Source organism: Cryobacterium sp. M23, assembly GCF_002929655.1.
Taxonomy (GTDB): Bacteria; Actinomycetota; Actinomycetes; order Actinomycetales; family Microbacteriaceae; genus Cryobacterium; species Cryobacterium sandaracinum.
Genome location: NZ_PJJV01000053.1, coordinates 41,491 through 53,925, shown reverse-complemented (window position 1 = coordinate 53,925; position 12,435 = coordinate 41,491). Strand labels below are relative to the sequence as shown.

11 protein-coding genes, 1 tRNA gene and 1 pseudogene are annotated in these 12,435 nt (G+C 63.5%); 6 read left to right on the top strand and 7 right to left on the bottom strand.

Translation table 11 applies throughout. From position 1 onward, the window contains the following. Positions 1-159: 159 nt before the first annotated feature. The 4 genes from CXY82_RS03530 (at position 160) to CXY82_RS03515 (ending at position 3,485) form a co-directional block, all read left to right on the top strand. Entirely contained in the window at positions 160-405 is a 246-nt protein-coding gene (locus CXY82_RS03530) for a hypothetical protein (RefSeq protein WP_104169707.1), read from the top strand. A 173-nt stretch (positions 406-578) separates the two neighbouring features. Further along, positions 579-1,616 carry a hypothetical protein gene (locus tag CXY82_RS03525; protein ID WP_104169703.1) on the top strand — a complete coding sequence of 346 codons (1,038 nt, stop codon included), beginning with the start codon at positions 579-581 and terminating at the stop codon, positions 1,614-1,616. After that, positions 1,613-1,975: a GntR family transcriptional regulator gene (locus tag CXY82_RS03520; protein WP_104169702.1), complete on the top strand. Its 363-nt coding sequence runs from the start codon at positions 1,613-1,615 to the stop codon at positions 1,973-1,975. The genes CXY82_RS03525 and CXY82_RS03520 overlap by 4 nt, the downstream gene beginning before the upstream one ends. Positions 1,976-2,876: 901 nt before the next feature. Further along, a complete protein-coding gene (locus CXY82_RS03515) occupies positions 2,877-3,485 on the top strand; it encodes a TetR/AcrR family transcriptional regulator (protein ID WP_104169701.1) in 609 nt (202 codons plus the stop codon). A 254-nt stretch (positions 3,486-3,739) separates the two neighbouring features. Here the strand turns inward: CXY82_RS03515 and CXY82_RS03510 are convergent, their stop codons facing one another. Then, on the bottom strand, positions 3,740-4,435 hold the full coding sequence (locus CXY82_RS03510; RefSeq protein WP_104169700.1) for an SOS response-associated peptidase: 696 nt from the start codon (positions 4,433-4,435) through the stop codon (positions 3,740-3,742). Positions 4,436-4,951: 516 nt separating this feature from the next. Here CXY82_RS03510 and CXY82_RS18490 point away from each other — a divergent pair. After that, the gene (locus CXY82_RS18490) at positions 4,952-5,227 is read left to right on the top strand and encodes an RCC1 domain-containing protein (RefSeq protein WP_146069042.1); all 276 of its coding nucleotides are present in this window, start codon (positions 4,952-4,954) and stop codon (positions 5,225-5,227) included. A 405-nt stretch (positions 5,228-5,632) separates the two neighbouring features. On the opposite strand, the gene CXY82_RS17225 is transcribed toward CXY82_RS18490, so the two are convergent. The 5 genes and pseudogenes from CXY82_RS17225 to CXY82_RS03490 all read right to left on the bottom strand — a co-directional run bounded on the left by CXY82_RS17225 (position 5,633) and on the right by CXY82_RS03490 (position 10,820). Next, positions 5,633-5,803 (bottom strand): hypothetical protein, encoded by a 171-nt coding sequence (locus tag CXY82_RS17225; protein ID WP_158252120.1) that lies wholly within the window; start codon positions 5,801-5,803, stop codon positions 5,633-5,635. 603 nt (positions 5,804-6,406) lie between these two features. Further along, positions 6,407-7,642, bottom strand: a pseudogene (locus tag CXY82_RS03505) (IS110 family transposase); the annotation flags it as partial. 662 nt (positions 7,643-8,304) lie between these two features. Then, positions 8,305-8,378: transfer RNA gene (locus tag CXY82_RS03500), tRNA-Ile, on the bottom strand. Between the two features lie 99 nt (positions 8,379-8,477). After that, positions 8,478-9,722, bottom strand: a complete 1,245-nt coding sequence (locus CXY82_RS03495) for a glycosyltransferase (protein ID WP_369828343.1) — start codon at positions 9,720-9,722, stop codon at positions 8,478-8,480. A gap of 183 nt (positions 9,723-9,905) precedes the next feature. Beyond that, on the bottom strand, positions 9,906-10,820 hold the full coding sequence (locus tag CXY82_RS03490) for a DMT family transporter (RefSeq protein WP_104169698.1): 915 nt from the start codon (positions 10,818-10,820) through the stop codon (positions 9,906-9,908). A gap of 41 nt (positions 10,821-10,861) precedes the next feature. Here CXY82_RS03490 and def point away from each other — a divergent pair, with 41 nt between their 5' ends. Beyond that, a complete protein-coding gene (def, locus tag CXY82_RS03485; protein ID WP_104169697.1) occupies positions 10,862-11,428 on the top strand; it encodes a peptide deformylase in 567 nt (188 codons plus the stop codon). A 40-nt stretch (positions 11,429-11,468) separates the two neighbouring features. Here def and CXY82_RS03480 read toward each other — a convergent pair whose 3' ends face one another. Next, complete coding sequence (locus CXY82_RS03480; RefSeq protein ID WP_104169696.1) at positions 11,469-12,347, bottom strand: sensor histidine kinase; 879 nt, start codon at positions 12,345-12,347, stop codon at positions 11,469-11,471. Positions 12,348-12,435 lie beyond the last annotated feature (88 nt).

The following is a 12,435-nucleotide window of genomic DNA, read 5'->3' as shown; positions in this document are numbered from 1 at the left end:
CCAGCCCGCCAAAGAGCAAGAAAGCCAGCCACAACTAGCCGCCTAAACTCACGCTGGCCTCATTCACCTTGACAAATTCCGAGCGCCCGCAAAGCGTTCCCTGTCGAACACTGCCCACAGGCGCCAACTGCTCGTCATTCGTTGTGCTTTACTCGTGACATGGCAGCACGGTTGTTGTTACTGATCGGCATTGCGGCATCCGTCATTGGACTGTTTGGGACTGTGCTGTATTTCTTCCAGCCCTGGCGAACGTGCCCTTACGACGATTCACCGGCAGCGGGCGCCATGCTCCCCGGCGATGCGGCGGTGATGGCGGCAGCATTCGCTCTCCTGTGTGTCGGCGTCGTGACAGTAGTCATCGCGCTCATTGTTCGAACTCAGACCCAGAGCCGAAGCTCGCTCTGACCTGGGCACGTGTGATTGTGATTGCGCTCGTGAGCGTCGCCCGATAGACCTTCGCCGATCGGACGCGAATCGCCCTGCGACAACTTGCACTGTTTCGATAGCACAATATTGTGCTACTTTTATAGCACAACGCTCGCGATGCTCGCGAGGGATTCGATCTTCTGGGGGCCTAGATGAACTTCCTCTTTCTCTTCGTGCACGCCGTTCAAGATCTGCTACCTCTGGAAGTGGCCGTCACCTTCGGCCTGGTCCTCTTCGCTCTGTCGTGGGTTCGTCCCCGGCGGATGGTTTCACTCCCCCAGACTGGGCGGCGCACGGCAACTCTCACCTGGGCGGGAGTAGCGGGTTCCTTGCTCGTGGTTGTCGTCGCGACGGCGGTCAGCGCGATTGCCGTGTCGGCGCCTGACGTATCCGGGTATGACGGCTGGTGGCGCCGGCCCGCCCCGCTATTCGCGGCGACACTGGTGGTGGCTGCGGCGGCCGTAGCCCTTCGACGGATGCCACTTCCCGCGCCGGGTGAGCGTTCAATTGTTCCGCGGCGCCCGTGGCATGCGTTCGCGTCTCGCACCTTGCTCTGGATCTCCGGAATCACCGCGACGTTGCTCGCGCTGACTGCAGTGTGGCAGATTGCGATCGCCAGGACCGCGCCTGAAGACGGACCGTTCTTTGGAAACGTTCCCGACTACACCGACCTCCCGATCTACATGAGCTTCGACAGCGGGTACGGCTACCTGTCCGGGGCAGGATGGCCGAACCATCTCGCCACTCTCGTGGCGCTGGCACTGGCCTGCACCGTCTTTTTCGCCGTGCTTCACACGGACGCCAACCGGCCCGTGTTCGCCCGATCGACCGCCTCCAGCGTGCGTTCGGAACGAGAACTGACCGTTCGACTGTTCACGTTCATCCTGCTCGGTGGACTGATCACAACGCTCGGAGCTGTGTGGATGCACACCGGTTCTTCCGGTCAAGCTTTGGTCGGATTGGACGAGCAGTGGGTTTCCGACAATCAGGCGTACCCGCGCATTCTCGTAGCCGGGGGCTACGACGCGATCGCCCGCCCCATGAACCTCCTGGGCTATGCACTCCAGGCTGGCGGAGTCGCGTTCTTCCTCCGCCTTGCGGTAGACACCGCCCGCGCCGCAATCGCAACACGACGCTCGCGCCTCGCAACGTTGGAGTATGAAGTCTCGACCAACGGACCACGGCGATGACCGGGATCACGCCGAGCTCTGCGGATGAAATTGATGCGCTCTTCCGTGGGGCGATCCGCTCCGGACAACTCGGTGACGGCGAACGCTTGCCAACCGTCCGACAAACTGCTCGAGATTTCGGCGTCGCACAGGCCACAGCCGCAAAGGCCTACAAGTCTTTGGAACGCGACGGCCTCATCGTCACCCGCACCGCCGCCGGCACCCGCGTGGCCCCTGGCGCATCCCGGGCGCCACAGGCAGTCATCGAGCACGCCCGCGCCCTCGCGGAAGCCAGCGAAGGCGCACTCGTCACCCTCGAAGACACCATCGCAATTCTCCGCGCGGTCTGGCGAACAGAGGCGACCCACCCGCCGGCATGACGTTCCCCGCTCGATCGAGGAGGCCAACGTCCCGCAGAGCGTCCGGATGCCCTTCCGGTCCCGTCTACAACCGACACCGGCTGGATTTCGGGTGTGTGCCCTTGCGGATTCGAGGTGCTCTGCGACCGCCCGGACAAGGGGTTTGCCTGCATCGCCAGCGGCACGGCGCACGTCATGCTCGCAGTCGACACGGGTACACGGTCACCACAGATACAAGCCTGCCAATGGCGCTTCTGTGCGGACTCTCGCCCCATCCACGCTCGGGCGACGCCTCCAGGTGGTCTTTTTTGGGTGGCTAGTCGGTCTGATAGCTATTCATCGACACGCGGGCTCGCCCAGCCGGTATTTAGCCGATCCTTCGTACTCTTATTGACGGAGTCCCCCCACTCCACAAGGATTGGCCCCGGCAGATTCCTCACCTCCCCCAGGTGCAGCGACGCCGGGGCTTTTTCGCGGCTACGACGGAACTCGTTGGACGCTCAGCCGAGCAGGCGCGCAGCCGTTCGGCCCGCTCCTGGCCTGCACGCGGTCCAGTAAGCCGCCAGCTGCCGCCGCGCGAGGCGTGCCGCTCGAAGCGGCGGTGCAACTGCAGCGGTGCAGTCATCTGACGCCGTCTTCGCTCTGACCCGTGAAGCAGTCGGGTTGGCGACCCCAGTCAGAGATAAATCTGACTGGGGAAGCCATCGTCCCGGACCCCCCGGTATCCCCACATTGCATCGAGACGTTAATCTCGCCGGTACTTGTACGATCGTACAGTACTCTGGGGCGCGGGCTTTCGGGGGGTGATGGCTACGCTTGTACAGCAGTGCTAGCGGATGTCCGTCCGGATGTGGCCTCGTTCACGGAGTCAACACCGCAGCGCGGGTCAGGCTCGGACTTTGGATAATCTCGGGAGGCACGATTGGCACGCAACGATTCCCGGTCGGCCGAGATGCGCGAACGCATTCTGGCCGCCGCTGCCGTTGAATTCGCCGACCGTGGCTACGCAGGCGCTTCGATTGGCCTCATCGCCGAGACAGCAGCAACCGGAAAGGGCCAGGTGCAGTACCACTTCAGCGCCAAGTCGGACATCGCCCTGGAACTTGTACGCTCCGCGTTCTCCCGAGCACCGTTCGCCAACGTGCTCGACGACGCCCTGCCCATTCACGGGATGGAAGCGATCGTCGCCTCGATCCGGGGCGTGGCCGACGCCTTCCAAAACGACGTCCGCGTGCGGGCCGCAGTGCGACTGATGCGGGAGTACCAACTGATCCCAGCCACCCTGCCAACACCGTATGTCGGCTGGGTCGCGCGCATAGGGCTGCTACTCCGCGAGGCCGAGGCCGCCGAAGAGATACCTGCCGGCCTGGACCATGACCAGGAGGCGTGGCACCTGGTCGCGTACTTCTACGGCGTGCAGGAAATCTCCAATCGACTCACGGAACGCGCCGACCTCCCCGAACGAATCGAAGAAATGCTCACACGCGCCCTCAAAACGCTCGGCGTAACGCATCCCAACCGGTTTCTCTGACCGCGTCAGGTGCCGAGCAATTCCCCACGAAAGCCCACAATCACGTTAACGTGCCACGTGAGGGCCTCCGTGACTGGTGAAGACGTTAGATACCTGCACTCAATCCGGGAGCCCTCACTCACCACTGGCCAGTGACCACTCGCCGCGAAGCGCCCCCAGCGACCCGGCCCACGCGTGAACGAAGTGGACGACGACTTTTCGACTGAGGCCTTGCCAGGTTGTCCGCAACGCTGGATTCCCAGTTGACTGTGGCTCTACGAGCCAATCGGATCGATCAGTCGCGGATCCTCATTGTCGGCCGTGCGGACATTGTTGACTGTCCGGGCCACCGGATACGCCGTCACAGTCTTGGCAACAGCGACAGAGCTGCGGTCCAGCATTGAGAGTGCTTCTTCCTTGTCGCTGATCTTCTCCGGGCTCAGCCATTGGCCCCACACGCCCGGGGTCAAGAACACGGGCATGCGGTCGTGGATCTCTCCGGACGCGTCCTGTGCTGCGCGCGTGATGATTGTGAACGAGATCCTCCACACGTCATCGTCCTGACGAGCCGCATAGAGGCCGGCCGCAGCCAGCACATCGCCATCGCCGTGGATGAAGTAGGGCTGTTTCCCGTCTTCCATCTGCTGCCACTCGTAGTAGCCGGCCATGGGCACCAGGCACCGTTGGCTGGCAAACGCGCTGCGGAACATGCCGTTGCTGGCCACCGATTCCAGGCGTGCGTTGATGGGGGCCGGGCCTCCCGGCTTTGCCCAGCCTGGCTTCAATCCCCACGAGGCCAGGTCCACGTCCCGCTGCACCGTTTCGTCGTGGATCCATTCGCGCACGATGGGTGCGGGGACCGTGGGGGCGACACTGTAGGAGGGCTTCCAGTCGGCGGCGTTGTCGCCGGTGGCGTCGAAGAGGCTCAGTAGCTCGTCTGTCGTATTGGGGACCACGTATCTGCCGCACATGCAGTTGAAGCTAGCTCTCCCCCAGCCTCGTCAGCAATGGGATCGTCCTGTCACCTTCTGAGCATCATCAGGGAGAGGGTCGTCAAGTGAGTCGAACGATCCTGCGCTCTGGGCAGCACCAGTAGGGGCCTTCATCGGTGCCCTCGATGTCAGTAACCGGCGAACAAATGTGGGACCTGCTCGACGTGGCAGGGAAAGTCCGAGCACGTCAGGCCGCGGAGCGGGAACGGGAGCAGGTTATGGTCGAGACAGAGGCCGCGGACAACGTCATTCAGATGTGGAGGCGGAGGGCGTGAGGTTCCGGACGCTATTCACGGGACGGGCGTTCCTTTCGACGCGCCTGACTGCGAATCCTGCCTGCGGGCGAGCGGGACTGGCGGCGAGCAAGGCCAGTTTGAGTAGAACCGCCGCTCAGGGGTGCCGTACGGTCAACTGGAGACTTGAGCATCGCGCCAGCTTGACTTCCTACAAAACTCTTGCGCGAATTGATGGGCTTCCGCGGCGCAGCCCTCTGCCATGCTTGAGCACTTGAGCCATCGCCGGCCGGAGCAACCACAATCTGTTGCTGACCGAGGGAGGGACTGTCCTCCGCACAACCTCGACAATGTCGGGGCGATGACCGCTGGGTTTGCGCACAGCCTCACGCTTCGGCAAGACGGCGCCGTAGTCGCCTGGGGCAACAACGCAAGCACGTTGGGGCTCAAACGAAAGCCTGTGCCGGATTCTCCCAGAACTCTCGGCCGAGACTCTGCATCAGCGGTCGAGATGAGCGCTCGCTCGAACTCAGCGTGAGCACGAGATGATTTTCGTGTCAGTCGAAATGAGCCCTCGCGCCGTCAATTCCCCGCCTCACCGGTGGATCGAAACTTGCCCTGAACGACCTTAATTGGGTATGGGTTAGCTAACGCAACGAAAAGAGAGCCTCCGGCATTGAGTTTCACCGAGTAAGCAGCTCGAAGAGACGCTGTCCCGGCTGGGGCAGCACATCGGGGGCAAGCTCCGGCAACATTGTGCGCACCTCGCAGCGGTCTATCTGCTGATGTACTCGATGTAGAGGAGCCCGGTGCCGAGGGTGATTCCCAGCGTCACGATTCCTGCAATCACCCGGGGCAGCCACCGTCGGGACCAAGGGGCGGCGGCCATCACCGCTCCGGCGATCAAGCCGCCGACGGCGAGCGTGAAGATCGCTTCTCCTGCCTAGTTGGCCTCCTGGTCAGGAAAGAGGCATTCACCGCCGAAGTCACCGCACCATGTGATGAAGGCGAGGACGTAGGTGACGAGCCAAATCAGGAGGACGACGGGCACAGCCGAGACCAGGTGGAGCTGCCGGCGTGCCGAATCGCGCCATCGCTCGTCTTGGTCGGTCATCGGCCCACCGTAGCGTTACTAGACCGAGGAGGAGCGAACGAACGGGGACCTCCGATGACATCATCGGTGACTCGCTTGACTTATGTCCCCGGCTACTCACTGCGGTGGGCGGGAATTCAATCCTCACTCGACTCTGGAAACGACGGAAGTTGGTGCGTTGCATGAACTGGCGCGAGCTCCACCTGGAGGCCCCCTGCGTTGACCTGCGCGTGCACGCCGTGCTCAGGGCTCGTGTGTCAGCGGTGCGGATGCCCACCGCGTGGCGAACGGCTCTGGCACGCACTCCCTGCCGAGAATTGTGCCTTTAAGTGGGGGCCATGTGGGAGGTGTGCGTGAGCGTCCGCAGGCGGAGGTGGAGGCGCCCCTACACTCGGACTAGTTCTGAAAGCCAAGGCCAACCGGCGATGCGCGTGTGTCACAGTCGGTTTTCGCCAGATTCTTGACCTGATCGATGGCCCGAGAGCAGTAGGAGACTTCTAAGAGCGACAAAGGCGCGACCAACAACATCGCGAACTGGTTCATCGCACTCGAAGTATCTGGCGCATTGCTCCTCTGGTGGGGGGTGCCCCTATGTTTTTGCCAAGCGGCGAGTGGGTGGTCGGTTTGATAGAGGGTGCCGTCTCGGAGCATGGCATAGAGGACGTCGCAGCGGCGTCGGGCGAGGGCAATGAGGGCTTGGTTGTGGCGCTTGCACTGGGCGATCTTGCGGTCGTAGTAGGCCAGTGAGACCGGGTCGCGAAGGGCGGCGAAAGCCGAGAGGAACAGTGCCCGTTTGAGGATCTTGTTGCCTCGCCGGGACGGGTGTTCGCCGCGGATAAAGCTTCCGGAGCGCCGAGTCACGGGGGCGAGGCCTGCGTAGGCGGCGAGGTGGCCGGCGGTCGCGAAGTCCTTCCCGGAGACTTCGGTGAGGAGTCTGGCGGCGGTCCTGATCCCGACTCCGGGCATGCTGATCAGGACGGGTTGAAGAGGGTGCGCCTCCACGAGGCGTTCAACCTCGACCGCGATCTCTGCCCGCTGACGGCGCAATGCGGCGAGTTGTTCAGCGAGCCGGGGAAGCACGGTGCTGGCCGCGTTCGTGCCTGTCACGACGACGGTCTGCTCGCCCAGTGCCCGGGTGATTTCATCTGTGAGGCGGCGGCCCATCCGGGGCGCGAGCTTGGTCAGGCGGTTGCCAAACCGGAGGGTGCCGGCGGCTTTCATCGCGGCCGGTGACGGGTATCGCTGCAGCAGATCGAGCACTGCGGGATGGTCCAGGTGCGGGCCGAGGACCCTCTCCAACGCGGGGTGGATCTGGGTGAGGAGCCCGCGGATGCGGTTGTTCGTGGCGGTGATCTGGCCAACGACGTCATCATCGAAGCCGCAGAGCATGGAGAGTTCCGCGACCTGGTCGTCAGCGAGTTGCAGGGATCGGAGCGCGTGCGGGAGTGTTCGTGCCGCCTGGGCGATGATCGCTGCGTCGCGGGCATCCGTTTTTGCTTCGCCCGCGTGCAGGTCAGCGATTCGCCGCATCGCCAGCCCGGGGAGGTAGCCCACGAGCACTTGTTCGGATTGCGCGACGGCGATCGGAAGCGCGCCGATCGTCGCGGGCTGATCGACGACAAACAGCACTTGGCCGTGTTGTTTCAGCTTCCCGATCAGGGCCCGCAGTTTGGCTTCAACGTTCGGCAGGGCCTTGTCGAAGAGCACCTTCCCGGCCCGGTCCAGGGCGACTGCGTGGTTCTCGCCCTAGCCAACATCAACGCCGATGAAGACGTCAACGCTGTCGTAGTTCTCGATTATGAATGCTCCGTTCCAGGTCTCGTTTCCGTTGACCTGAACCGCGGCATCGAGTCTCGGCATCCACGTTACGAACGGCCTAGGACAAGTCCCGGTCCAGCCCCTATCAGCGATCACCCGATACCAGTCAAACCCGGTGACAACACCCCCCGGATCATGGGCGACTGGGGGCAACGATCATGCCGGGCCTGACAGGCCAACACCCTCAAACGATTACACGATCAAGGGCTACAAAGAAAGTAACGGGGCAAGCGGATTCCCCGGGATAGTTTGGGGCGATGTGGAATCACACTTGCCCTGACTACTAGGGCAGGCGTCGAGGACTCCGCCCGGCTGATCAGCATCGACCACCCACCGGAATCTGTACTTGCGAGCAGCGCGTGTTCCCAACGGCCTACGAGGAACGGATACGTCCTTTTAGCAGGGGTTCGACGACGTCGCCGTGTCGCTGCACGATGAATTCGACGATCCGGGAATGAGGTCGTTGTCGCAGAGCCCTGCAGCGGGAACGGTCACCGTTTCCGCCTGCCCGTGTTCTACCCGCCAAGGACTCATCAAGAAAGAGGCCCGACAGCAGTTTCTCCAGAGCCTGGTTCGGCGGATATCAGTCATTCTTTGGGGATTGAAAAACGCCCACGAAATGACCCAGGTAGCTGCATAGGTAGCTGACTTCAAACATGAAATAAACAAAAACAGAAATATGACATCTGACCAGCATATTACAGTAGGGCGGCCGGGACTTGAACCCGGGACCGACGGATTATGAGTCCGCTGCTCTGACCAGCTGAGCTACCGCCCCAATCGACGCGACTGCTCTGACGAGTGTGCGACCGATTCTGTGGTGATCGGGTGGATCACTGGATTCAACGATACAGGCTCGAAAGGCGGGCTCGCCCGCCTACTCCGCGCCGCGGGCGGCCGCGTCGGAGGTGACCGCGTCGATAACCGGTTCCCCGCGATACAGGCACTCAAACGTGTTCAGGGTGCGGTTGATGTCGTGCACACCGATGAGCCGGAGGGAGCTGTTTTTGAGCGCGTTCAGGTCGTCGGGTGCGGCCATCAGAACTGTCGTGAGCTTGTCGGCGAGGTCCTGAGCGTTTCCGGGCTCGAACAGGTAGCCGTTCTGGCCATCGTGCACGAGGTGTGGGAGCGCCATGGCGTTGGCGGCCACGATCGGCAATCCAGACGCCATCGCCTCCATAGTCGCGATGCTCTGCAACTCCGCGATCGACGGCATCGCGAACACCGTCGCGCGGGTGTAGGCGGTCGCCAGTTCGGCATCCGTCACATAACCCGTGAACGTGACCCGACCACTGAGTCCGAGCGTCTGCGACAGATGTTCGAGGTTGCGCTTCTGGTCGCCGCCACCGACGATCTCCACCTTCACATCGAGGTCGGGCGAGAGCAGGACCACGGCCCGCAGCAGCACGTCGATCTGTTTCTCGCCGGTCACGCGGCCAACGAAAAGGATGCGGTTCTCGGTGCGTGGCGCGAAAGTCGGCGAGTAGTTGTGGGCGTCGATGCCGCATGAAATTGCCAGCACGCCCTCGAGGCCGGTGTAGCGCTCCAGGAACTGGGCGGCTCGCAGGGTCGGGGTGGTGACCGCTTCCGCCCGGCCGTAGGTACGCCTCGCAGCCCGCCAAGCGGCCTTGATGAGGCGATCGTGCAGGCCCTTTGGGACCAGGGTGAATTCCAGCATGTTCTCAGGCATGAAGTGGTTCGTGCCGATAATGCGGATGCCCCGCTTCGCTGCCTCGATCGTGACGGCACGACCCACGTTGATGTGGGACTGGAAGTGGACGACATCCGGCTTGACCGTATCAAGGATTTTCCGGGTCTCTCGCGGAATGAACCACGGCAGGGCGTACCGCAGCCAATCGTGCGGGTACCAGCGCCAGCTCTGCAGACGGTGCACGACCATCGGCTGGCCTTCATGCACCTCGGTCCAAGTGCCGAACTTGCGTGACGCGGCTGGAGCCATGATGTGCACTTCGTGCCCGCGGGCCACCATCCCGGCGGCAAGACGCTCGGCGAACCGGGCCGCGCCGTTCACGTCGGGGGCAAAGGTGTCCGCCGCGATCAGGATGCGGAGAGGCTTCTTCGCCGGCTCGCGGGGGGACGACTCGCTCGGCAAATCGGTCAAATCTGACAAAAGACACTGTCCCAACGTAAGTGAGCCGGAGTTCGTCATCCGGCGAGAAATCATGTTTTCGACGGCGCGCACGCTGACGAGGTCTTCTAGAACCCTATTCTAAACCGGTGCTGCAACAGCCATACCGGGGGCGGCGCGCCCACGCGGACGCCGAACGGAGTGCTTGGAGCGCCGTCAGTCGTCGGCGAGAGGGTGATACCGGGCCAACAGGAAGACCCCGACGATGGCGACGACACCCGCGACGAGGAAGGCGACAGCCGCCCACGGCGGAGCCTGTTCGATCTCGCCCAGAACGACGATGCCGATGCCGACGGCGATCAGCGGATCGATCACGGTGAGTCCGGCGATGACCAGGTCCGGCGGGCCGGACGCGTAAGCGTTTTGCACGAAGTAGGCGCCGAGCACCGACGCCAGCAAAAGCCCGATGACGCAGGTCAGGGTCAGCCACTCGAAGTTGCCGTTCTGGGTTCGGTTGATGACGACCTTGGCCAGCGTCGCGACGAACCCGTAGAGCACCCCGGCGCCGACAATGTAGAACATCGCCTTGAACCGGGTACGCAGCTTGAGGAACGCGACGCCGAAGAGGGACAACACGACGCCGAGCACGATCAGGATCGTGATCAGGTTGCCGTCGGTGACTGGTTTGTCCACGGCGGTGAACGCGGCCACGGTGACGAAAAGGGCCACGCCGCCGACGCACATCGCGATCGCGATCTTCGACGCGCGGTTGACGGGGACCCGGGTGATGCGGGAGTTCAGGATGGACGTGATCACGAGGGCGACGGCGCCGAGCGGCTGAACCATGATGATGGGGGCGAAGGCCAGACTGGAGAGCTGGAAAACGATCGCCAGCCCGAGCATTATCGTGCCGAAGACCCAGGAAGGCCGACCGAGCAGCAGCATCAACTGGCGCGGGTTGAGTCCGCCGGTGACCACAGCCGTTTTGGCCTCGACCTTCGTGACGCCGCGATGCTGGAATTGAGCTCCCAGCGACAGGAACACGGCACCCACCAGGGCGAGCGGAATCCCGATGGCCTGACGCGGATTGATTGCGATTTCCGCAGCCAGGTCGGTCAGGTCGGGGTTCACTCGAACGAGCCTATCGAGAACCGGCCCGTTATCCTTGAAGAATGGCCGTTCGTGCGATAGTAATTTCAGGAGATCCCGTTCTCCACTTCTCCGCCCTCCCCGTCACTGATTTCGACGACGATCTGCATGAACTCGTGCGGGACATGTTCGAGACAATGGATGCCGCGCCCGGCGTCGGTCTGGCGGCGCCGCAGGTGGGAGTGCCGCTCCGGCTCTTCACCTACAACTACCTCGATGACGACGACCACCTGTGGCGTGGCGCGGCCATCAACCCGGAACTGTGGATCACCCCGGTTCCCTCGGGCGAGGCCGACGAGGACGAGGACGTCGAGGGCTGCCTGTCTTATCCGGGCGAACGCTTCCCGCTGCTACGCTCCCCCTCTGCCATCCTGCGCGCGGTGGACCTTGAGCAGAAGCCCTTCGAGATTCACGCCGAAGACTGGCTGGCCCGCATCTTCCAGCACGAGTACGACCACCTCGATGGCACCCTGTACGTGGATCGCCTCGAGCACTTCTACGCCAAGATCGCCTTCAAGGTGACCCGCAAGCGTGGCTGGGGCACGCCCGGGCTCAGCTGGATGCCCGGCGTCGACAACCTTGAAGATTGACCAGGTAGGCCCGGCCTGATCCGCTGGCCCGGCGAAAGAGTCAGCTGCGGTCGAGGTCCACTCCGTGGATGCCGTTGTGGAAGCGCAATGACGGGAAGATGGCCGTGACCGTGAACCCGACGCCGGGCACGGTCCCGGCGTTGAAAATGCCACCGAACATCGCGGTGCGCTCGCGCATCTGGGTGATGCCTGCCCCGGCTACGTTCGCACTCAGTGCCTTGAGGTCGTCGTCGATCGTGTACTTCGTGCGCGCGGCGAAGTCGGCGGCGTCGGCACTGTCCCGGCGAGCCACCGCACGGATGCCGTCATCCGCGACCAGCAGCTGCAGCCCGTCCTGAGTCCACGTGATCGTGACCCGAGCCTCCGTGCCTCGTCCGCCATGGGTGAGAGTGTTGGCCAGCGCGCTCTGCAGGATACGGAAGACGGCCAGTTCGGCGCCCGGCTTGAGCGGGAACCGCTCGCCTGACTCGGTGAAGACCACGGTGACGCCCGCGTCACGCATGACCCGGAACAGGTCGTTCGCCGACTGCAGGCCCGGCTGGGCGGCGGCGACAGATTCACCCTCGCGCACGATCGTCAGCACGCGGCGCATGTCGGCCAGCGCCACCCGGCCGTCGTCGACCAATGCCGTCGCCACCCGCACGGCGCTGGACGGGTCGCTCTCGACCGTGTAGCGGGCACCTTCGGCACGGGTGATCAGCCGCGCGACGGACAGCACGGCCACGTCCTGCAGATCCCGGATGATGCCGAGCCGGCCCTGTTGTTCGGCAAGAGACAGTTGCAGGTCAATGCGCAGCCGTTCGGCCGCCGTGCGGTCGAAGACCACGCGCCGGGCCCGGACAAGGGTGACCAGCCAGAGGGCGAGCAGCCCGACGACGAGCACGGCCAGAACGGTGCTCACGGTAAGCCAGGACTCCACGGATGCCGCCTTTTCTGCGACCGCGTCGCACGGAAGTGAACGGGATACAAAAAAGGCCACCAGGGGTGGAGCCCTTGGTGGCCTTTCG